We start from the raw sequence: 20,499 nt of genomic DNA on the forward strand, positions 1-20,499 counted from the left end.
CACCCAGAACCGTGGCCACGGAGGGCTCTGCCCCGAAGGCTCGAACCACAGCGGTGCCGACGTTGCCCGTCGCGCCGGTGACGACCACCTATATGCCGGAAGATCCGGCTTTCGAGGCGGGCATGAAACGTGTCCTCCGCCTGGCGGTTTGGTCGACCAGGTCGGGACAGGAGCGCAAGGAACAGTTCCGTCGACGGATGGTGCGCTAAATCTGCAGATCGAGCACACCCACACCATCGATGGGCGGGGGCGTGTGCCGACCCGACAGCTCACGGCGTCATGGGACGGAACGAGGGTCTCGTATTACATGGGCATGTGCATCATGGGCATCCCGCCCATCTGGTGCAGCCACATCATCAAGTGGTGTAGCAACATGTGCGCCTGGTCCATCATCATCATCACGTTCACCGCCGTGACCTGCCCTTCTGGAGTCGCCGGACCGGGGGATCCGTCCCGCGACCACTTCCCATCGTCCTCCTCGGTGCGGCGGTTCACACCACGGTTCGGCCGTGATCCGAAAGCTCACTTGTGCGCCCGACAAAGACATCTTCCTAACCGGCTGAGAATGCCGGCGGTCGACTGAGAAGGTTCCATTTTCGTGGATACTTCCGAACTCCTCTCCACATCGGCGTACCTACTCGAATATTGAGTTCATGTCGACTATCAGCGGGCTTCCTGCACATGTACTGCTCGTCCATTTCATGGTGGTTCTTGCGCCGGTGACCGCGATCCTGGTCGCAGTGTGCGGAGTATGGCCGGCCGCTCGACGTCGACTCGTCTGGCCGACCCTCGTTCTCGCGACCGTCGTACTGGCTCTGACTCCGGTGACGATCGAGGCCGGTGAATGGCTCGAAGAGCATGTCGATCGGTCTGCGGCCGTGGAGGTCCACACCGAACTGGGCGACACGATGCTGTACTTCGCCGCGGTCCTGTTCATCGCCGCCCTGGCTCTTGCCGCACTCCATCTCAGAGAGCGAACGGCACGACCGTCTCGGGTGCTCAGGGTGGTCGCGGCTGCTCTGGCACTGGTCGCCGCCGTCGCCGTGATCGTGCAGATCTACCGTGTCGGTGAATCGGGTTCACGGGCGGTGTGGGGCGATGTCGCGGCGTACTCGGACGCGACCACTCAGCGGGAACCCCACGTCGACAACAATTATCGGCATACCACGGATGGCTACGACCTCGTGATCCGCTGGCTCTGGTCATGACCGGTTCAGACGGTGATCCACCAACCCACTCCGATCCCGAGCGAGTCCCGGATACCGACCCGATCGCCGCAGCCGAACGGACTGCGGCCGCGCTGAGCAGCGACGGCTCTCCTCGCGGCACGCTCGGTCCCCGATTCGATCGCCACTCCCCCTTCTTCACGGGGATGACTGCCGCGGCCGGCGCACTCACCACCGTCGCGGTCGTGCTTGCGGCACGGGCTGTGGAGTCGATCCTGATCCTGATCGGTGTCGCGTTCTTCCTCGCTCTCGGAATCGAACCGCTGGTGCGGTGGGTAACTGCCCGCCGGGTCCCGCGATGGGCGGCGGTCACCGGTGTATTCGTTGTCGGGGGCGCCGCGCTCACAGCACTGGTGGCTGCGGCGGTTCCGCCGCTGACCGAGCAAGCATCGGCATTGATCGCTGCTGCCCCGCACTACTTCGAACAACTCACCGAGCCGTCGTCGTGGGTCGGTCGCCTGAATGCCCGCTTCGACTTGCAGCACCGGTTGACCCAGTTCTCGGGCGGCGCGGGCACATCGGTCTTGGGAGAAATCGTCACGGCAGGAGAGGCCGTGTTCACCGCGTTGACCGACACCCTCATCGTCACGGTGCTGACGATCTATTTTCTTGCCGATCTTCCCCGCTTACGTGCCACCTTGTATCGGTTCGTCCCGCACTCCCGGCGCCCCCGGGCGATCCTGCTGGGCGACGAGATCTTCGCGAAGGTCGGCTCGTACGTGCTCGGCAACGTCATCATCTCGGTGATCGCAGGCGTAGCCACCTTCGTGTGGCTCGTCGCATTCTCCGTGCCCTACGCGCTTCTACTGGGAGTTTTCGTCGCCGTCCTCGACCTGGTGCCGCTGATCGGCTCGACGATCGCCGGCATCGCGGTGGCGGCCGTAGCGTTGACGGTTTCGGTGCCGGTCTGCGTGGCCACGATCGTGTTCTTTGTCGCCTTCCGGCTCGGTGAGGACTATCTGCTCGTTCCCAAGATCATCGGACGGTCGGTCGAGGTACCGGCTCTGAGCACCTTGATCGCCGTCCTGATCGGCGGGTCGCTGCTGGGTCTGGTGGGAGCACTGGTGGCGATTCCGTTCGCCGCCGCAGTGCACCTGCTCGCACAGGAAGTGTTCTTCCCGCGTCTCGACCGCGGCTGACCAGTGTCACCGAACCCGCGGATGGTCGTCAGCTACGCCGCAGTGCCGCCCGCCGGGCGAGGAACTCGTCCTCGTCGATCTCACCGCGCGCGAACCGTTCGGCGAGGATCCCTTCGGCGTCGTGATGATCCGGACGTTCCAGTTCGGGACGGCCTGTCGTGGAAAGTCTGCGGGCCAGATAGACGCCGTAGACGACGAGGAGGACTATTGCCGACCAGAGCAGGACGATCATCACCGCCATCAGCAGCACACCGCCCCCTCCGGCGCCATACCAACCGTGCATGGCTCTCACCTCTCGTTTCGTGGCGGTCGCAGATGTCGTTCGCAGGTTCACAGGCCGCCCGCTGTCGACATGTGCGCACACAGCGTCAATCGGCCGAGACGAAAGCGGTCATGTCGACGCTTCGCCATGTTTCACAGTATTCGCGGTTTCTGAGGAATCGAGCAGAAGGTCCTGAGAATCCGGAGAGGCACCGAGACGTTCTTACCGATGCCGATCGGGTTCATCACGACCGCCGGATACCCGTCGAGGCGCCGCGCATTTCGCTAGCGTCGGTGATATCCGGAGTTCGAAGCCCCAGACAAGCAGGATCGGCGCAATGACTGAAGCGTCACCGACACCTTCGTGGACAGCGCGGTTGCGTGCACGGGCGGAGTTCATATTTCTCGTCGTGACCGTTGCCGCCCTGGTTGCAGGTGGCCTGGCATGGATACTCGGCAGTAGTACGGCTGCCGACGTCTGCTGGATCGTCGGCACCGTCATCGCGATTGTGCCCGCGACCTGGTGGGTAATCGGCGCACTGCGACGGGGCAGGGTAGGGGTGGATCTGATCGCGGTGTTGTCGCTGGTCGGCACGGTGGCGATCGGTGAGTACGTGGCCGGGGCGCTGATCGCGGTGATGCTCGCATCGGGACAGGCACTCGATGCTGCTGCCGAACGCCGTGCCACCACCGATCTCAGGGCGTTGCTCGAGCATGCTCCCCGCACCGCTCGTCGTCGGGTGGGCGATGAACTCGAGGTGGTACCTCTCGAGGCGATCGTTCCCGGAAACAGGGTCGTCGTGGGGCCGGGTGAGGTGGTGCCCATCGATGGGTGGGTAGCTTCCGACCTCGCGGTGCTCGACGAGTCGGTGCTCACCGGCGAGCCGATGCACGTGCAGCGCCGGGTCGGCGAGTCGGTGCGCAGCGGAATCGTCAATGCGGGCGGGGCGTTCGAGATGACCGCCCGCTCCACCGCCGAGGAGAGCACCTATGCCGGCATCGTGCGACTCGCTCGTGACGCTGCCGCCGAGAGTGCCCCGGTGGTGCGCATCGCGGATCAGGTCGCCGCCTGGTTCCTGCCGTTGACGTTGATCGTCGCAGCGTTCGCCTGGCTCGCAGGCGGCTCGGCGACGCGGGCCGTCGCGGTGCTGGTGGTGGCCACCCCGTGTCCTTTGCTGCTCGCAGCACCGGTCGCCATCGTCTCCGGACTGTCCCGCGCGTCCCGGTTGGGTGTGGTCATCCGAAGCGGCGGTGCGCTCGAGAATCTCGGACAGGCCAAAACCCTGGTGATGGACAAGACCGGCACACTCACCAGCGGTCGCCCCACCGGAACCGATATCGTCACCGCCCCCGGAAAGGACGCGGTGGAACTGCTGCGCCTGGCCGCCTCCGCCGATCAACTGTCTCCGCATGTCCTTGCCGAGGCGATCGTGCAGGAGGCGAAAAAACGCAGGCTGACGTTGTCGATGCCCACCGACGTCATCGAGCAGGCCGGCACCGGGGTGACCGCTACCGTGGACGGTCACCGTGTGAGCGTCGGTGCCCTGCCACTGCCCGCCGACGCCCCGGGCTGGGCGCGGACGGTGGCGAACCGAGCCGCACTCGACGGCGCCGTGATCGCCTGGGTCGCTGTCGACGGGGATCTCGCGGGCGCGCTGCTGCTCGTGGATCCGCTGCGGCGCGACGCTGCCCGCACCCTGCGGCGGCTGCGCGGCGCCGGGCTGAACCGGCTCGTGATGCTCACCGGGGACCGGCATGAGCCTGCCGAAGCTGTCGGGGCAGTGCTCGGACTGGACGCGGTGTGTGCCGAGCAGACTCCGGCCGACAAGGTCGCCGGCGTCCGCGCTGAACGCCGGTCGGCCGTGACGGTCATGGTCGGTGACGGGGTCAACGACGCGCCGGCCCTCGCCGCGGCGACCGTCGGAGTCGCGATGGGCGCACGAGGTTCGACGGCCAGTTCCGAGGCCGCGGACATCGTGCTCACCGCCGACCGCCTCGACCGGCTCGCCGACGCCATGGTCATCGCCCGACGCTCGCGGCGCATCGCCGTGCAGAGCGCCGTCATCGGGATGAGCCTGTCGCTGATCGCGATGGGTTTCGCCGCGTTCGGCTATCTGCCCCCAGCAGTGGGGGCCCTGTTGCAGGAATGCATCGACGTCGCGGTGATCATCAATGCCCTGCGGGCACTGCGCAGCGATCGTGCCCGTGCCCCGGAGCTGCGAGAGGACACCGAGGCGATGCTGCACCGGTTCTCGGCCGAACACGAGGTACTGCGCGACCGCCTGTCGGTGTTGCGCGACACCGCCCAGTTGCTCGCCGAAGGTGATCTCGTCGCCGCGCACGCGGCGTTACGGCGGGTGGACACCTTTTTGTTCGGCACCCTGTTGCCGCACGAGCGCGCCGAGGACACCGAGCTGTATCCCGCGCTCGCGGAACCGTTGGGCAGCGGCGAAGCGACCGCGACGATGAGCAGGATGCATGCCGAGATCGATCGGCTCAGCCATCGACTGCGGGCGCAACTCACCCAGGCCGATGCGGCCGGGGGTCTACACCCCGACCAGTGCGAGGAACTCCTCGCCGACCTCTACGGTTTATCGGCGCTACTACGTCTGCACTTCGTGCAGGAGGAGGAGAACTATTTCACCCTCGCCTCCGAGACGGACTCGGCAACCGACCTGGACCGCAGTTAACAGCGGGCACAACGGCGAAGGGCGGACGGCCCGAACGAATCTCCGAGATCAAGGCGTGGCTGGGTCGGCGGTAGGGATTCGGAGTAGATGCGCCGTAGAGCAAACCGTCACCCCCGCTCGTCGCCCAACCACTGCCGCCTGTCGCACATTGCCGTCCGGGCACAAAACGGTCGCATAGGGTGACGCGGTCACCACTGTCAGTGCGAGGAAGGACATGAAGCGATGAGCTCGTACGAGGAGGCGTTCCGCCAGAGCGTTGAGGACCCAGAGTCGTTCTGGCTCGAGGCCGCGAAGGCCGTCGACTGGGATACAGCGCCCACCCGCGCACTGGACGACACGCAAGCACCCTCGTACCGATGGTTCCCGGACGGCGCTCTCAACACCAGCGTCAACGCGCTCGACCGGCATGTCGCCGCGGGCGCGGGTGACCGGACCGCCCTGATCTGGGATTCGGCGATGGTGCCGGCGAAGAAGACCTACACGTACGCCGAACTGCTCGACGAGGTTGCAACGTTCGCGGGAGTTCTGCGCGATCAGGGAGTCGTGGCGGGCGACCGCGTCATCATCTACATGCCGATGATCTCGGAGGCCGCGATCGCGATGCTCGCGTGCGCCCGCATCGGTGCCGTGCACTCGGTGGTGTTCGGCGGCTTCGCGGCGAAGGAACTCGCGACCCGCATCGACGACGCCCGTCCGGTCGTGCTCGTCACCGCGTCGGGCGGGCTCGAGCCCGGCCGCACGGTCGAGTACCTCCCCATGGTGGAGGCGGCCCTCGGTTTGACGAAGACTCCCCCGCACACCGTGATCGTGAAGGATCGGGAGCAGATCCCCGGTTCCGCAGCCGACTACAAGGCCTCGACCGCCGCGTGGTTCGACTGGGACGAACTCGTCGCCGACTCGTCGCCGGCAGAACCGGTCTCGGTCGCCGCGACCGATCCGCTCTACATCCTCTACACCTCCGGCACCACGGGTAAGCCCAAGGGTGTCGTCCGCGACAACGGCGGGCACGCGGTCGCGCTGACGTGGTCCATGCGCAACATCTACGACATCGATGCGGGCGACGTGTGGTGGACCGCGTCCGACGTCGGCTGGGTGGTCGGCCACTCGTACATCGTCTACGGCCCGTTGATGGCAGGCGCCACGACAGTGCTCTACGAGGGCAAGCCGGTGGGCACGCCCGACGCCGGGGCGTTCTGGCGCATCATTTCCGAGAACAATGTCAAAGCGCTGTTCACGGCGCCGACCGCGATCCGCGCGGTCCGCAAGGCCGACCCCGACGCCGAGGAACTCACGAAGTACTCGATCGACACGTTGGAGACGTTGTTCGCCGCCGGGGAGCGTCTCGACCCCGACACCTACGAATGGGCGAGCCGGGTTCTCGAACGCCCGGTCGTCGACCACTGGTGGCAGACCGAGACGGGCTGGGCGATCGCCGCGAACCTGCGCGGTCTCGATCCGATGCCGCTCAAGGCCGGTTCACCGACTGTCCCCGTCCCGGGATATCGCGTCGAAATCGTCGACGCGCACGGCGATCTCGTGAAGGCGAACACCGAAGGCAACATCGTCGTCCGGCTGCCGCTTCCGCCGGGTACCTTGACCGGGCTGTGGCAGGACGAGGACCGCTTCCGCAGGTCGTATCTCGACACGTTCCCCGGCTACTACCTCACAGGTGATTCCGGTTATGTGGACGAAGACGGCTACGTGTTCGTGCTCGGACGCTCCGATGACGTGATCAACGTTGCCGGACACCGGCTTTCGACGGGAACGATGGAAGCGGTCGTGGCATCGCACCCGGCTGTGGCCGAATGCGCGGTGGTGGGGATCCGCGACGAGATCAAGGGGCAGCGCCCGTCGGGCTATGTCGTGCTCAAGGCCGGCGTGGAGATCGACCCCGAAACGCTGCGTCAGGAACTCGTGGCGATGGTGCGCGACCAGATCGGCGCGGTGGCCACCTTCCGCGACGTCACGGTCGTGCAGGCGCTCCCGAAGACGCGCTCCGGCAAGATCCTTCGCAAGACGATGCGTCAGATCGCCGACAACGAGCAGTACACGGTGCCGTCGACCATCGAGGATCCGGCTGTCCTCGAGGCGCTTCGGGCGCAACTGGGCGGCTGACCCGCGAGGGGCTAGCGGCGGCGACGCCAGACGACCACCAGCACGACAGCGACGAGAACTGCCCCGGCCACGGCGACGAGGTCGGGGCGGTTCTTCACTGCCTCGACCCGCTCGTCGGCTGCGTGCTTGACGCGGGTCGGGACGTCGAGGCGGTCGGTCAATTCGCCGACAGTCGCGGCGAGTTCGGCGCGCTGCTGCGCGATATCGGCTTCGGTTCCGCTGCCCGACCCGTTCGGGGTCGACGCGGTGGGCGAGGGATCCTGAGATTCCGGTCGGCTCATCGCAGTGCTCCCTTCGCCGCGGCCACGTCTGCGCGGACGCTTTCGGCTGTGTGTTGCGGCACGGGTGGTGCCGCATTCTTCGCCTTCGAGGCGCCGACCGCCGCCAGGATGCCGCCGATCACGAGCACCACCAGGGCGACGATCAGTGCTGCCAGCCACGGGTCCAGTGCCGTGGCGAGCCCCAGCACGCCGGCTGCGATCAGGGTGGCGAGTCCCAAGTAGAGCAACAGTGCACCGGCGCCCGAGATCCCGGCACCGATCCCGATCCGCGTGCCCTTGGACTTCACTTCGTGGAGGGCGCTCGTGACCTCGGTCCGTACGAGTGTCGAGACCTGTGTGGCAAGCCGTTCGGTGAGTTCGACAGTGGACAGTGCGGAGGGCTGGGCCGCCACGTGCCGGGCATCGCCTCCGGTCGGTTCCGTCATGTTCGTTTCCCTTCCTCTTCGTCGCCGGACGTTCCACGCAGGCGACGTCCGCGTTCGATGAGTTCTCGGTGCTTCGCCTCGGTCTTCTCACTCGCCCGGGTGTCACGCGGGGGCAGTTGGATGGTCTTCTCAGCCTCTATTCCACCCTGCAACTGACGGCCACGTTCGAGTTCCGCATCGAATTCGGCTCCGAACAGCAGTGCCAGGTTGGTGATCCACAGCCACAAGAGGAAGATCACCGCGCCGGCGAGCGAACCGTATGTCTTGTTGTAGCTTCCGAAGTTGCTGACGTACACCGCGAACAGCACCGACGCGAGGATCCAGACCAGGATCGCGATGACCGAACCGACGCTTACCCACCGGAACTTGGGCTGCTTGACGTTCGGCGTGGCGTAATAGAGCACCGCCACGATGACGATGACGAGCACGAGCATCACGGGCCACTTCGCGATGTTCCAGACCGTTACCGCGGTCTCTCCCAGGCCCACGACGTCACCGATGGTGCGGGCGATCGGTCCGCTCACCACGAGCATCAGGCCCGTGGCGCCCGCGAAGACGAGCACGAGGGCCGTGACCAGCAGCATCTGCGGGCGCAGCTTCCAGATCGGACGTCCCTCTTCGATCTCGTAGATGCGATTCATAGCGCGACCGAATGCACCGACGTAGCCGGAGGCCGACCAGAGGGCACCGAGAACACCGACGACGAGTGCGAGGCCGGCGGTGGGTGCGTCCACCAACTGTTCGATGGGGCCTCGCAAGGTGTCGACCGCGGAGGACGGTCCAAGATCCTCGACCATCTGGAGCACCGCGTCCACGGTGGCCTGGCCCTGCCCGAAGACGCCGAGCAACGACACCACGACCAGCAACGCCGGAAACAGCGAGAGGATGGCGTAGTAGGTCAGCGACGCTGCCAGATCGGTGCATTGATCTCGGCTGAACTCACTCACGGTCCTTTTGACCACGTATTTCCATGACGGCTTCTCGATGTCCGTCGGAGAGTCCGGCTTGCGCGAATCGTCGGGTGCCACGGTTGCGCCCGCAGCACCGTCCCCGCCGTGTTGGTCCGTCATGGCCCCCGGGTACCGCACGCACCGCCGCACCAAACCGTATCGGCACTACCTAAAACGTACGATCGGAGCATGTCCGACACCGATGCAGTCCGCGGCTCTTCCGAGGGATTCGCCGACATCATGTCCCAGCTCGATTACCCGATGTACATCGTCACGACGCGCGCCGGGGACGAACGCAGCGGGTGCCTCGTCGGGTTCACGACTCAGACGGGCATCGACCCGGCACGCTTCCTCGTGGCCATCTCGAACAAGAACCACACGTTCCGTGTGGCTCAGGACGCCGAGTACCTCGCAGTACACGTTCTCTCGCCCGAGAACCGCCCGATCTCGGAGCTTTTCGGAGAACAGACGGGCGACGAGATCGACAAGTTCTCACAGTGCGAGTGGAGCGAGGGGCCGCACGGCCTGCCCATCCTCGACAGCGCTGCCGGCTGGTTCGTCGGGCGGGTACTCGACAGGTTCGATCTCGGCGACCACATGGGGTTCCTGCTCGATCCCGAGGTGGGGGAACTGCGCGAGAAGCTGAACAAGCTGCTGACCTTCCGCGACGTGAGCGACATGGAGGCCGGCCACGGCGCGTGACATGGCGGCGAACGAACCGCCGTGATCTGATCGGGTGCATGCATCAACTCGACGACCCCGCCTCCCCCGCCGAAGTCGACGACGACCGGCTCCGGCAGCTGTACGCATATCCGGACGGGCTCGAACGCCCGTGGATGCGCGTCAACTTCGTCTCCTCTCTCGACGGTGCTGTCGCCGTCGAAGGACGGTCGGGTGCGCTCGGCACCCCGTCGGACAAGAAGGTCTTCGGGCTGCTCAGGGAACTCGCAGACGTCGTTCTCGTCGGCGCGGGCACCGTGCGCACCGAGAACTACGGGGGTGCACGCACCAGCGAGACGCTTCGTGCGCGTCGCGAGGCGGACGGCCTCGAAGCCGTACCTCCCATCGCGGTCGTGACGACGTCCTGCTACTTCCCCTCGGATCTGCGGCTGTTCACCGACACGACGGTGCCGCCGATCGTGTTCACCAGTGCGAGCGCCCCTGTCGCCAACCGCCGCGCGGCGCAGGACGCCGGTGCCGACGTGCGGGTGATCGCCGACGACACCATCGACGGCGCGGCCCTGCTCGCCGCTGTCACGAAAGCCGGATGGACGCGCGTACTGTGCGAAGGAGGTCCGCAACTGTTCGGCAGCATGATCGAGGCCGACATCGTCGACGACCTGTGCCTGACCTTCGCCCCCGTCCTCGCGGCCGGCGCCGCGGGGCGCATCGCTTCGACGCCGACCCCCGTGGTGACCCCCATGCGACGAACCCACCTGCTCGCCGACGACGACGGCACCCTGCTCACCCGATGGATTCGAGACGACAGAGAAGGAGCTTCCAGTGGCCGATGACGACATCGTCGAAGGAACCGATCGTTCCGACGACCTGATCGAACGACTCGCCGACCTCGCCTCCGAGCGCAGTCTCACGGTGGGATGTGCGGAGTCGCTCACCGCGGGCACGCTGGCCGCCCGCATCGGTGCTGCGAAGGGAAGTTCGGAGTGGTTTCGCGGCGGCATCGTCGCGTACTCACGCGAGGTAAAGCACGGTCTCCTGCGCGTTCCCGAAGGGCCGGTCGTGAGCGAACAGGCGGTCCGTGCCATGGCCGAGTCCACCTCGCGCCTGCTCGAAGCGGAGATCGTGGTCGCCGTGAGCGGAGCGGGCGGACCCGACTCGCAGGACGGACGCCCGCCTGGCACGGTCTGGTTCGCCACCACCGGGCCGGAGGGAACCCGCTGCGAGGTAAAGCAATTCGACGGTGACCCCCAAAAAGTCCTCGCCCGGACGGTGCGCCATGCTCTAACGTTGCTCGTCGATCGGGCGCAGGCCTGACTTTCGACGGGCAGGAGCATTCTTGCGGACACTCACCTACTACGTGGCGACCACGCTCGACGGGTTCATCGCCGACCCCTCGGGCGGGTTCGATTTCTTTCCGGTACCCGACGAGCTGATATCGACCATCGTCGAGGAATTCCCGGAAACCATCCCCACCCAGGCGCGTGCGCATCTCGGGATCGACCCGCCGAACAAGAACTTCGACGCGGTGGTCATGGGCAGACGCACGTGGGAGCCGTCCCTCGATGCCGGAGTCACGAGTTCGTATCAACATCTGAAGCAATATGTCTTCTCCACCACGATGAGCGAAGCGCCGGACGACACCGTCACACTTGTCGCCAGCGATCCGCTCGCGTACGTGCGCGAGTTGAAGCAACAGGACGGCGGAGGAATCTGGTTGTGCGGGGGCGGATCTCTCGCGGGGGCACTGTTACCCGAGATCGACGAACTCGTCTTGAAAGTCAGTCCGATCGTGGCGGGCAACGGAATCCCGTTGTTCCGCGCGGACTTCGAACCGCATCTCTTCGATCCCATCGAAAGTCGCGTGGTCGCGGGCGTCACGATCACTCGTCTGGCTGCCCGTCGTTGACGTGCCGCCGCCGTGACAGCGATGCTGTCACGGCGGCACCGGATCAGAAGACGGAAGGATCGACGTCCAGCGTAGTGCGGTCGAGGCTCGCGAGCAGATCGAACTGCGGCCCCGTCTTCGGAAGTTCGAATCGGAAGAAGTACCGGGCCGCCGCGCGCTTTCCGTCGTAGAACGCGCCGTCGCGCTCGCCCACAGCGAGGAGTTGCTCGAGCCAGATCCACGCGACCACCACATGCCCGACTGCCTCGAGATACACGGTCGAATTCGCCAGGGCGACAGCAGGATCACCGGTTGCCCACAAAGTGGTGGTCGTCTCCCCCACCCGGACGACGGCGCGCTGCAACTGCTGTGCATATTCAGCGGCGTCCCCGCCCGCGTCCAGCGCCCGCGTGACGGTCTCACCGACGGTCTCCCCCAGCACGGCAAGCGCAGCCCCGCCCTGCATGATCACCTTGCGGCCGAGGAGGTCCATGCCTTGAATGCCATGGGTGCCTTCATGAATCGGGTTGAGCCGATTGTCCCGGTAATACTGTTCGACGTCGAACTCCCGGGTGTACCCGTATCCACCGAGCACCTGGATCGCAAGGCTGTTGGCTTCTAGGCACCACTGCGACGGCCACGACTTGGCGATCGGGGTGAGCAGATCCAGCAGCAGTCCCGCGCGCGTCCGGACCTGCTCGTCGGGTGCGGTCCGCTGTTCGTCGACCAGCTTGGAGCAGTAGAGGCCCAGCGCGAGTGCACCTTCCACGTAGGACTTCTGCGCCAGCAACATCCGGCGCACATCCGGGTGTTCGACGAGCGGCACCTGCGGGGAGGCCGGGTCTTTCGCGCCGAGGGGGCGCCCCTGTGTCCGGGTGCGTGCGTAGTCGAGCGACTGGAGATACCCGGCGTAGCCGAGCGACGTGGCGAGGAAACCGACCCCGATGCGTGCCTCGTTCATCATGTGGAACATGTAGGACAAGCCCTTGTGCGGCTCGCCGAGCAGATAGCCGACGGCTCCCGCCTCACCACCGGGTGTGTGGACGCCCTCGCCGAAGTTCAGCAGCGTGTTGGTGGTTCCGCGGTTGCCCATCTTGTGGTTGAGACCCACGAGCGCGACGTCGTTGCGGTCGCCCAGCGTGCCGTCGGGCTCGACGAGGAACTTGGGGACGATGAACAGCGAGATGCCCTTGACGCCCGCCGGGCCGCCCGCAATCTTGGCAAGCACGAGATGGACGATGTTCTCGGTCAGTTCGTGGTCGCCACCGGAGATCCACATCTTCGTTCCGGTGAGCCGGTAGGTGCCGTCGCCCGCCGGGACCGCTTTCGTGGTGATGTCGGCGAGCGACGAACCCGCCTGCGGCTCGGACAGACACATCGTGCCGAAGAATCGTCCCTCCAGCATGGGAGGCACGAAGGTCGCGATCTGCTCGTCGTCGCCGTGCGCGACCAGCAGGCTCGCGTTGGCCGCGGTGAGGAACGGGTAGGCAGAGGTTCCCGCGTTCGCCGCCTGGAACCAGGCCATCGATGCCCGTAGCACCGTTATCGGCAACTGCATGCCGCCCTGCGCCTCGTCGAACCCGCCGGCGATCAGGCCCGCCTTGGAGAACAGGTCGAGTGCGGCCTTGACCTCCGGGATGATCTCGACGCGCCCGTCCTCGTCCATGCGCGGTTCCTGCGCGTCGGCCTTCTTGTTGTGCGTCGCAAAATGCTTCGTGGCGATGTCCGCGCTGAGGTCCAGCACCGCGTCGAACGTCTCGCGAGAATGCTCCGCGAACCGGGAACGCGTGGTCAGCGACTCGATGTCGAGCCAGTCGTACAGCAGGAAGTCCAGGTCGCGACGGGACAACACGGGAGCGGGCATGGCTGGGTCCTTTCGGCGGCGTACCGATCGAGCGCGCACCCAGTAGAGCAATCCGGGCACGGCCGTCGACCGGTGGGGTGGCACCCGTGGGTGCACGCTACCCCTCGATGCTTGGCACCGACGCCCCGAATGCGGGAATACTGCCCTTCATGACCGGATCCCCTTCCGTGCTGGTCGTCGACGACGACGCGGACGTCCTCGCCTCCCTCCACCGCGGCCTGCGCCTGTCCGGGTTCTCGGTGCTCACCGCGGCCGGCGGCGCCGAAGCCCTCGAAGTCGTGGAAATCGAGCGTCCCGACGTGATGGTGCTCGACATGAACATGCCCGGTCTCGACGGGACGGCCGTCATCACCACCCTGCGGGGTGCGGGTGACGACATCCCGATCTGCGTGCTCAGCGCGCGCGACACCGTCGACGACCGCATCGCGGGGCTCGAATCCGGTGCCGACGACTACCTGACCAAACCGTTCGTGCTGGCCGAACTCGTCGCGCGTATCAACGCGATGCTGCGCCGGCGCGCGCCGGTCGACGATCAGGTGGTGCGCGTCGGGGCACTGCGCATCGAACCCGGGGGTCGTCGGGTGTTCGTCGACGGTGAACCCGTCGACATGACCAAACGCGAATTCGAACTGCTCGAAGTCCTCGCCCGCAACGCGGGCATCGTCCTCTCCCGCGACCGCCTGTTATCGCTCGTGTGGGGCTACGACTTCACGTCGGATACCAACGTCGTGGACGTGTTCGTCGGCTACCTTCGGCGCAAACTCGAATCGGGTGGACGTGCCCGGCTCGTCCACACGGTTCGTGGGGTCGGTTTCGTCCTGCGGGAGCCGTGAGATGCCGCGCTCCTTCTCGTTGCGCGCCCGGGTGGCCATCGCGACCGCGCTGGGCACGACCATCGTGGTCGGAATACTCGGTGTCATCGTGGCGCTGGCGATCTCGCACAACAATCTTGCGCAGCTGGATCGCCGTCTCGATCTCGCAGCCGACGTGCTGGCAGCCAATGCCGCTGCGGCAGAGTTGTTCCTGCCGGTGTTCGGCGATGGCGGCGCGTTCGCGATGACCATCCGAGCGGAACCCGACGGCGCGCTACGGGCGAGCACCCCCACGGAGCTTCCTGTCCTCGAACCGGGTGCGCAGACCGTCACGGTCGACGGTATCGAGTACCGCGCGTACACCACCCCCATCGAATCGAACCGGGGGCTGATGTCGGTGGCCGTGCTGCTCGCCGAAGCACAGGACGTCACCACCGACCAGCACCGGCAGGTATTGATCGCGGGTGTCGTCGCGGTGGCGGCCGCGACCGGTCTCGGCTGGTTGCTCGGCGGCGGTGCGGTGAGTCCACTCGTCGACCTCACGCGCCGGATCGTCGCCCGCGACCGCGATCTCTCTCCGCGCCCGTCCGGAGTCAGGGAGGCCGACGAACTCGCCTCGGCCGTCGGCACCATGCTCGACGACGTGGCTCGCGCTCGGGCGGATACCGATGCCGCACTGGCGACGGCACGGGATTTCGCGGCGGCGGCGGCACACGAGATGCGCACCCCCCTCACCGCGATGCGCACCGACGTGGAGGTGCTCAGCACCCACGACCTCGGTGCCGACGACCGTTCCGAAATACTCGCGGACCTGGCGCGTACCCAGGCACGACTCGAGGCGACCCTCAACGACCTCGAACGCCTCGCGCGGGGCGACCTGTCCACCGACCGCGACTTCGTGGATGTCGATCTCGTCGAGATCTGTGACACCGCCGCAGCGGATGCGATGCGACGGTATCCGGGTCTCGACGTGGACGTCCGAGGAAACGCCGGGCAGGTCCTGCGCGGTCTACCGGCGGGTTTGCGCCTTCTGGTGGACAACGCGATCACGAACGCGGTGCGGCACGGCGGCGCATCGCTCGTCCGGATCACCGTTGCCACGAACGACGAATCCACCAGCCTGATCGTCGACGACGACGGCGCGGGCATCCCCGCCGCCGAACGCTCGGCGGTGTTCGAGCGGTTCCGGCGCGGATCCAATGCCCGTCAGACGGGGTCCGGGCTCGGGCTGACACTCGTCGCGCAGCAGGCAGCCCTGCACGGCGGCGACGCGTACCTGGACGAGAGCCCTCTCGGGGGCGCGCGTCTCGTCATCCGTCTCCCCCGCACGCGACGACGCGAGCCTTAGACGACCGTGAGCCACCGACTACCGCGAGCCGCAGAAGACACAGTGGCGACGCGCCCGTCGCCCTAAGCGGGGCGGTACCCAAAGGCTCAGTGCGGGAACGACTCTCCCGAAGTGGAACTCGGACACCCCGGCGTTGGCGGCGAGCGCCCCGAGATCGAGTGGTTCTGCAAAATCGCGGTCCGCGACATCCCGCGCACGGCGCAGGTGCGGAAGAAGTTCCGCCGGCACCCGCACTCCTGCTGCCATTGCCCCAGCCTGACAGCGACGGACGACCCGCGCTTACGGATACACCCCGATGCACAAGGGCCCGAGCCCGGCATACCACCGGTCTCGGGCCCTTGTGGGGCGTGAGGATCGCAGTCCTCACGAACGGATTTCTACGGCAGTCCCACCAGGTCGATCACGAACACCAGTGTCTTGCCGCCGAGCGGATGCCCGGAACCGGCCGGACCGTATGCGAGTTCGGGCGGCACGGTCAGCTTGCGGCGGCCACCGACACGCATACCCGGGATGCCCTGCTGCCAGCCCGGGATCAACCGGCCGAGCGGGAACGCGACGGACTGACCGCGGCTCCACGACGAATCGAACTCTTCGTTGGTCTCGTACTCGACACCCTTGTAGTGGACATCGACGGTCGCGTCGGGCTGCGCCTCGGGGCCCTCACCGATGGTGATGTCCTCGACGACGAGTTCGGTGGGCGCGGGGCCCTCCGACTTCTCGATCACCGGCGGTTCGGGCTGGACCTGCACGTCGAGCAGATCGATGACGAACACGAGCGTCTTACCCGAGAGCTGGTGGCCGGATCCGGCCGGGCCGTATGCGAGTTCCGGTGGGATCGTCAGCTGACGACGCCCACCGACACGCATGCCGGGGATGCCTTCCTGCCAGCCGGCGATGAGACCGGAGAGCGGGAAACGAATGGATTCGCCGCGGCTCCACGACGAATCGAACTCCTCGCCCGTGTCGAACTCCACACCGACGTAGTGCACATCGACAACTGCACCGGGCGTGGCTTCGGGACCGTCCCCGATCGTGATGTCCTTGATGACCAGTTCGGTGGGCGCCGGGCCCTCCTGGAACTCGATCTCCGGTTTACTCACAGGTCTCTCCCTTGTCGAGATGGCAGTCGTCGCGGCACACCGCGAGAAGAACGATCAGCGGAGATCGATCCCCTTGTAGTCGCGTTCGGTGTGGCCGACGTAGATCTGGCGCGGGCGCCCGATCTTGAGGGTCGGGTCGGAGTGCATCTCACGCCAGTGCGCGATCCAGCCCGGCAGGCGGCCCAGCGCGAACAGCACGGTGAACATGCGGTCCGGGAAGCCCATGGCGCGGTAGATCAGTCCGGTGTAGAAATCGACGTTCGGGTACAGCTTGCGCTCGATGAAGTAGTCGTCGGTGAGCGCGGCCTCTTCGAGCTTCATGGCGATCTCGAGCAGTTCGTCGCCTGCACCGAGCTTCTTGAGGATCGAATCGGCGGTCTTCTTGACGATCGCGGCGCGCGGATCGTAGTTGCGGTAGACGCGGTGCCCGAAGCCCATGAGCTTCACGCCGTCTTCCTTGTTCTTGACCTTGCGCACGAACTCGTTGACGTCGCCGCCCGAGTTCTTGATCTGCTCGAGCATCTCCAGCACAGCCTGGTTCGCGCCGCCGTGCAGCGGGCCCCACAGTGCATTGATGCCGCCGGAGATCGAGGTGAAGAGGTTGGCGTCCGACGAGCCGACAAGACGCACCGTCGACGTCGAGCAGTTCTGCTCGTGGTCGGCGTGCAGGATCAGCAGCATGTCGAGAGCCTGCGCGATCTCGGGGTCGATCTCGTACGGCTCGGCCGGGAACCCGAACGTCATCCGCAGGAAGTTCTCGACCAGCGACAGCGAGTTGTCGGGGTAGAGGAACGGCTGACCCACGGACTTCTTGTAGGCGTAGGCGGCGATCGTCGGGAGCTTGGCGAGCAAGCGGATCGTCGACAGCTCGACCTGCTCCGAGTCGTCGGGGTCGAGCGAGTCCGGGTAGTACGCCGACAGCGCGTTCACGGCGCTGGAGACGACCGGCATCGGGTGCGCGTTGCGCGGGAATCCGTCGAAGAAGCGCTTGAGGTCTTCGTGCAGCAGCGTATGCCGGCGGATCTTGTCGGTGAAGGTCTCGAGCTGCTCGGAAGTGGGCAGTTCTCCGTAGATCAGCAGGTAGCTGACCTCGATGAAGCTGGCCTTCTCGGCCAGCTGCTCGATCGGGTATCCGCGGTAACGCAGGATGCCCTTCTCACCGTCGATGTATGTGATCGCCGACTTGGTGGAGGCGGTGTTGACGAAACCGGGATCGAGTGTGGTGTACCCGGTCGCCGCAAGGAGCTTGCCCAGCTCGATACCGTCATTGCCTTCCGTTGCTTTGGCGATCGACATCGCGTGCTCGCCACCGGGGTAGCTGAGGGCGGTTGTGGGTTCATTCTCAGCGGGCACGAAGGATCCCTCTCAAGCTCAGACCTACGAGAAACTTCCGAACATTCAGGTAGAACCTAGCTGTAACGCAGCGTGTGCGCCCAGCCAGGGTCGGTCGAAAGTCCCCGCACAGTGTTTCGTTGATATAGACGTCGGACGTCGGCCCGCACCCTCGGAAATTCCGCCGCAAGGTCGGCGCACGCCGCTTACCTGGGGTAATCGTACGCGATCCGTGTGCTGCCACCATCGGCGCCCTGCCACCGGTACTCGGTCCCCGCGGTCTCTCAGACGGAAAAACCGACAACGCCCAGGCCCCAACTGGCGTCCCAGACCTCCCCCGGTTGCAGGACCAGCACGTCGATTCCCAGATTGAACGCGTCGGGAGGGCACGTCGCGGGGATCAGCGCGAGCGAACGCTCCGGACCTCCGTCCGCGCGGCCCGTCTCGGTGGTCGCGTACAGCCATCCGAACTCCGGAACAGTCCGCAGTTCGACGCCGCGCCCGTCCGGTCCGCACAGACGGTGCCGAATCACCTCGTCGGCGTCCTCGTCGAGCGCGCTGAAGGGAACCGCGAGCCGCACGCCGTCCATCGGACGCGGTTCGGTGAAGTCGAAGTCCGTCCCGACGACGGGTTGCGAATATGCGGTGGGCAGCCCGCGCTGCCGGTCGATCGGAACCCGGGTGCCCGCAGCCAGGCGCAAGGTGCAGTCGTCGAGCGGTGTGTACCCCGCGTACAGATACGGGTGCACTCCGAGACCGAACGGGGCGTGATAGTCGCCGATGTTCGTAGCCGTGTAACTGGCTACGAGGCCGTATTCACCGAGTTCGTGGGTCGCCGTGAGCAGGAGTCGATACGGCCATCCCGTCTGCAGTCCGATCTCGATCACTTGCTCCACGCGGGCCGCCGTGTGCGACACGAGGTTCCATTTCCTGTTCCACACGAAGCCGTGCACCGCGGCGCCACGGTCCGGGTCGGTGACCGTCAACTGGTGTTCGATCCCGTCGAAGAAGAAATGGCCGTCGCGCACGCCACCCGGCCACGGCGCCAGCACCGCACCCGCGTAACGCAGCGCGTGTTCGGGATCCGGACCGCTCCCCGCGAGCGGGTAGGGGCCCGACGGATCGTCGTACACCAGCGCGCGCACCGCCGCACCCACCTCGGACACTTCGGCCCGGTAGCCGAAGCCGCGGATCACGTAATGCGTGGGACCGTCGCCCGGCCGAGCGTCGATCGGCTGATCGTCTCGCTGGGGGTGGATCGAATCGGACATGCCCCCAGTCTTACGGGCCGGGGACGATCCCACTAGTGATTCGGGGCCCTCACTCTCCGCGCGGACTCTCCCGGTGCCCGATCAGAGATGCGCAGCCATGGCCTCGATCACCGCGGTGGTGGCTGCAACCGTCGGGGCGTCGTCGATCGGGACGTCGGGATTCCCGGTGGTGGAATCCGAGAGCACCACCAGCACGAGAGGGTTCCCGCTCGGCGACCACACGACCCCGGCGTCGTTGACCGTCCCGTGGAGACCCCCGCCGGTCTTGTCCGCGGCGGTCCAGTCCCGCGGCAGCGCGGCGCGGATTCGCTTGCCGGACGTGAGGCTCGCCCGCATCCATCCCGTGAGCATGCGCTGTTGCGGAGGCGGCAGGCCCGCACCGACGAGCAACTCCCTGCATCCGGTCCCGAGCCCGACGGCGGTCGTGGTGTCGCGCTCGTCGCCCCTCCCGGCTTCGTTCAACTCAGGTTCCCAGCGGTCGAGGCGGGTCGCCCCGTCACCGACGGAGCGGGCGAGCGCCGTCACCGTGTCCGGTCCGCCGAGGCGCCTCAGCAAGAGATTGGCGGCGGTGTTGTCGCTACGGGTCAGCGCGGCCTCGCACAACCCGCCGACGGTCATGACCCGGCCCTGGTGTTCCGTCGTGACCGGCGAGTTCACGACGATGTCCGCGGGCTCGACCGGAACGGTCTCGTCGAGCGACAACTTCCCGAGCGATTCGAGACGCAGGATCCCCGCCGCGGCGTACATCTTGAACGTCGAGCACATCGCGAACCGTTCGTCACCGCGGTGGGCGTACACCCTTCCGGTGGCCGGCGTGTGCCCCAGCACTCCGAGCCGAACCTTGTGCTGATTCTCGATCTGCGCCAGACGCGAGTCGAGCGCGGGCACCGTCAAGCGGGCCTCCGGTGCACTTCGGGCAGCGTGGGTCGTATCCGGTGTCGCGCTGCTGCTCGGCGCATCGCATGCAGCCAGGAACGAAAAAGCCGACATCGCGACTGCTCCGGAGAGAAAACCTCTGCGGGACAGTGATGTTCGGTCGAATACGGATGGTGTCGCCATGCCGCCAGCCCACCACCGACGACCTTTCCGGACCAATTGTTAAACGAAAACATACGAGTC

The 20,499-nt window shown here is 66.4% G+C and carries 19 protein-coding genes and 2 pseudogenes; 10 read left to right on the forward strand and 11 right to left on the reverse strand.

Annotated elements, in window-relative coordinates; genetic code table 11:
* Nucleotides 1–653: 653 nt before the first annotated feature.
* On the forward strand, nt 654–1,208 hold the full coding sequence (locus tag RDCOP1_RS14315; protein WP_072701683.1) for a DUF2231 domain-containing protein: 555 nt from the start codon (nt 654–656) through the stop codon (nt 1,206–1,208).
* Nucleotides 1,205–2,365 carry an AI-2E family transporter gene (locus RDCOP1_RS14320; RefSeq protein ID WP_084722624.1) on the forward strand — a complete coding sequence of 387 codons (1,161 nt, stop codon included), beginning with the start codon at nt 1,205–1,207 and terminating at the stop codon, nt 2,363–2,365. The genes RDCOP1_RS14315 and RDCOP1_RS14320 overlap by 4 nt, the downstream gene beginning before the upstream one ends.
* Nucleotides 2,366–2,393: 28 nt before the next feature.
* On the opposite strand, the gene RDCOP1_RS14325 is transcribed toward RDCOP1_RS14320, so the two are convergent.
* Complete coding sequence (locus RDCOP1_RS14325) at nt 2,394–2,648, reverse strand: SHOCT domain-containing protein (RefSeq protein ID WP_072701685.1); 255 nt, start codon at nt 2,646–2,648, stop codon at nt 2,394–2,396.
* 316 nt (nt 2,649–2,964) lie between these two features.
* Between RDCOP1_RS14325 and RDCOP1_RS14330 the strand changes: the two genes are divergently transcribed.
* Together RDCOP1_RS14330 and RDCOP1_RS14335 are read left to right on the forward strand one after the other, a co-directional pair.
* Nucleotides 2,965–5,316, forward strand: a complete 2,352-nt coding sequence (locus RDCOP1_RS14330; protein ID WP_072701687.1) for a heavy metal translocating P-type ATPase — start codon at nt 2,965–2,967, stop codon at nt 5,314–5,316.
* A 222-nt stretch (nt 5,317–5,538) separates the two neighbouring features.
* Nucleotides 5,539–7,431 carry a propionyl-CoA synthetase gene (locus RDCOP1_RS14335; RefSeq protein ID WP_072701689.1) on the forward strand — a complete coding sequence of 631 codons (1,893 nt, stop codon included), beginning with the start codon at nt 5,539–5,541 and terminating at the stop codon, nt 7,429–7,431.
* 11 nt (nt 7,432–7,442) lie between these two features.
* Here the strand turns inward: RDCOP1_RS14335 and RDCOP1_RS14340 are convergent, their stop codons facing one another.
* The 3 genes from RDCOP1_RS14340 to RDCOP1_RS14350 are packed head-to-tail and all read right to left on the reverse strand — an operon-like array spanning nt 7,443 to nt 9,207.
* Nucleotides 7,443–7,712, reverse strand: coding sequence for a DUF3618 domain-containing protein (locus tag RDCOP1_RS14340; protein ID WP_084722625.1), 270 nt, complete (start codon nt 7,710–7,712; stop codon nt 7,443–7,445).
* Nucleotides 7,709–8,137 carry a phage holin family protein gene (locus tag RDCOP1_RS14345; protein WP_072701691.1) on the reverse strand — a complete coding sequence of 143 codons (429 nt, stop codon included), beginning with the start codon at nt 8,135–8,137 and terminating at the stop codon, nt 7,709–7,711. Before RDCOP1_RS14345 ends, RDCOP1_RS14340 begins: the two co-directional genes overlap by 4 nt.
* A complete protein-coding gene (locus RDCOP1_RS14350) occupies nt 8,134–9,207 on the reverse strand; it encodes a YihY/virulence factor BrkB family protein (protein ID WP_072702012.1) in 1,074 nt (357 codons plus the stop codon). The genes RDCOP1_RS14345 and RDCOP1_RS14350 overlap by 4 nt, the downstream gene beginning before the upstream one ends.
* A gap of 69 nt (nt 9,208–9,276) precedes the next feature.
* Here RDCOP1_RS14350 and RDCOP1_RS14355 point away from each other — a divergent pair, with 69 nt between their 5' ends.
* Genes RDCOP1_RS14355 through RDCOP1_RS14370 form a run of 4 tightly spaced genes read left to right on the forward strand, consistent with a single transcriptional unit; the run spans nt 9,277 to nt 11,674 of the window.
* Nucleotides 9,277–9,789, forward strand: coding sequence for a flavin reductase family protein (locus RDCOP1_RS14355; RefSeq protein WP_072701693.1), 513 nt, complete (start codon nt 9,277–9,279; stop codon nt 9,787–9,789).
* Between the two features lie 38 nt (nt 9,790–9,827).
* On the forward strand, nt 9,828–10,601 hold the full coding sequence (locus RDCOP1_RS14360; protein ID WP_072701695.1) for a pyrimidine reductase family protein: 774 nt from the start codon (nt 9,828–9,830) through the stop codon (nt 10,599–10,601).
* Complete coding sequence (locus RDCOP1_RS14365; RefSeq protein WP_072701697.1) at nt 10,591–11,082, forward strand: CinA family protein; 492 nt, start codon at nt 10,591–10,593, stop codon at nt 11,080–11,082. Before RDCOP1_RS14360 ends, RDCOP1_RS14365 begins: the two co-directional genes overlap by 11 nt.
* A gap of 22 nt (nt 11,083–11,104) precedes the next feature.
* The gene (locus RDCOP1_RS14370; protein ID WP_072701699.1) at nt 11,105–11,674 is read left to right on the forward strand and encodes a dihydrofolate reductase family protein; all 570 of its coding nucleotides are present in this window, start codon (nt 11,105–11,107) and stop codon (nt 11,672–11,674) included.
* A 43-nt stretch (nt 11,675–11,717) separates the two neighbouring features.
* Here the strand turns inward: RDCOP1_RS14370 and RDCOP1_RS14375 are convergent, their stop codons facing one another.
* A complete protein-coding gene (locus RDCOP1_RS14375; RefSeq protein ID WP_072701701.1) occupies nt 11,718–13,517 on the reverse strand; it encodes an acyl-CoA dehydrogenase in 1,800 nt (599 codons plus the stop codon).
* A gap of 149 nt (nt 13,518–13,666) precedes the next feature.
* Here RDCOP1_RS14375 and RDCOP1_RS14380 point away from each other — a divergent pair, with 149 nt between their 5' ends.
* Complete coding sequence (locus RDCOP1_RS14380; protein ID WP_072702014.1) at nt 13,667–14,350, forward strand: response regulator transcription factor; 684 nt, start codon at nt 13,667–13,669, stop codon at nt 14,348–14,350.
* 1 nt (nt 14,351) lies between these two features.
* Nucleotides 14,352–15,677: a sensor histidine kinase gene (locus tag RDCOP1_RS14385; protein WP_072701703.1), complete on the forward strand. Its 1,326-nt coding sequence runs from the start codon at nt 14,352–14,354 to the stop codon at nt 15,675–15,677.
* A gap of 87 nt (nt 15,678–15,764) precedes the next feature.
* On the opposite strand, the pseudogene RDCOP1_RS21840 reads toward RDCOP1_RS14385, so the two are convergent.
* The 6 genes and pseudogenes from RDCOP1_RS21840 to bla all read right to left on the reverse strand — a co-directional run.
* A pseudogene (locus RDCOP1_RS21840) lies at nt 15,765–15,923 on the reverse strand (AraC family transcriptional regulator); the annotation flags it as partial.
* Nucleotides 15,924–16,054: 131 nt separating this feature from the next.
* Nucleotides 16,055–16,426 (reverse strand): FKBP-type peptidyl-prolyl cis-trans isomerase, encoded by a 372-nt coding sequence (locus tag RDCOP1_RS21845; protein WP_269460126.1) that lies wholly within the window; start codon nt 16,424–16,426, stop codon nt 16,055–16,057.
* Between the two features lie 3 nt (nt 16,427–16,429).
* A pseudogene (locus tag RDCOP1_RS21850) lies at nt 16,430–16,777 on the reverse strand (FKBP-type peptidyl-prolyl cis-trans isomerase); the annotation flags it as partial.
* Nucleotides 16,778–16,831: 54 nt separating this feature from the next.
* A complete protein-coding gene (locus RDCOP1_RS14400) occupies nt 16,832–18,130 on the reverse strand; it encodes a citrate synthase (protein WP_072701707.1) in 1,299 nt (432 codons plus the stop codon).
* Between the two features lie 263 nt (nt 18,131–18,393).
* Nucleotides 18,394–19,380: an aldose epimerase family protein gene (locus RDCOP1_RS14405; protein WP_084722626.1), complete on the reverse strand. Its 987-nt coding sequence runs from the start codon at nt 19,378–19,380 to the stop codon at nt 18,394–18,396.
* A gap of 81 nt (nt 19,381–19,461) precedes the next feature.
* On the reverse strand, nt 19,462–20,268 hold the full coding sequence (bla, locus tag RDCOP1_RS14410) for a class A beta-lactamase (protein WP_231923046.1): 807 nt from the start codon (nt 20,266–20,268) through the stop codon (nt 19,462–19,464).
* Nucleotides 20,269–20,499: the final 231 nt, after the last annotated feature.

The organism is Rhodococcus coprophilus NBRC 100603 (assembly GCF_001895045.1).
In the GTDB taxonomy this organism is placed as follows: domain Bacteria; phylum Actinomycetota; class Actinomycetes; order Mycobacteriales; family Mycobacteriaceae; genus Rhodococcus; species Rhodococcus coprophilus.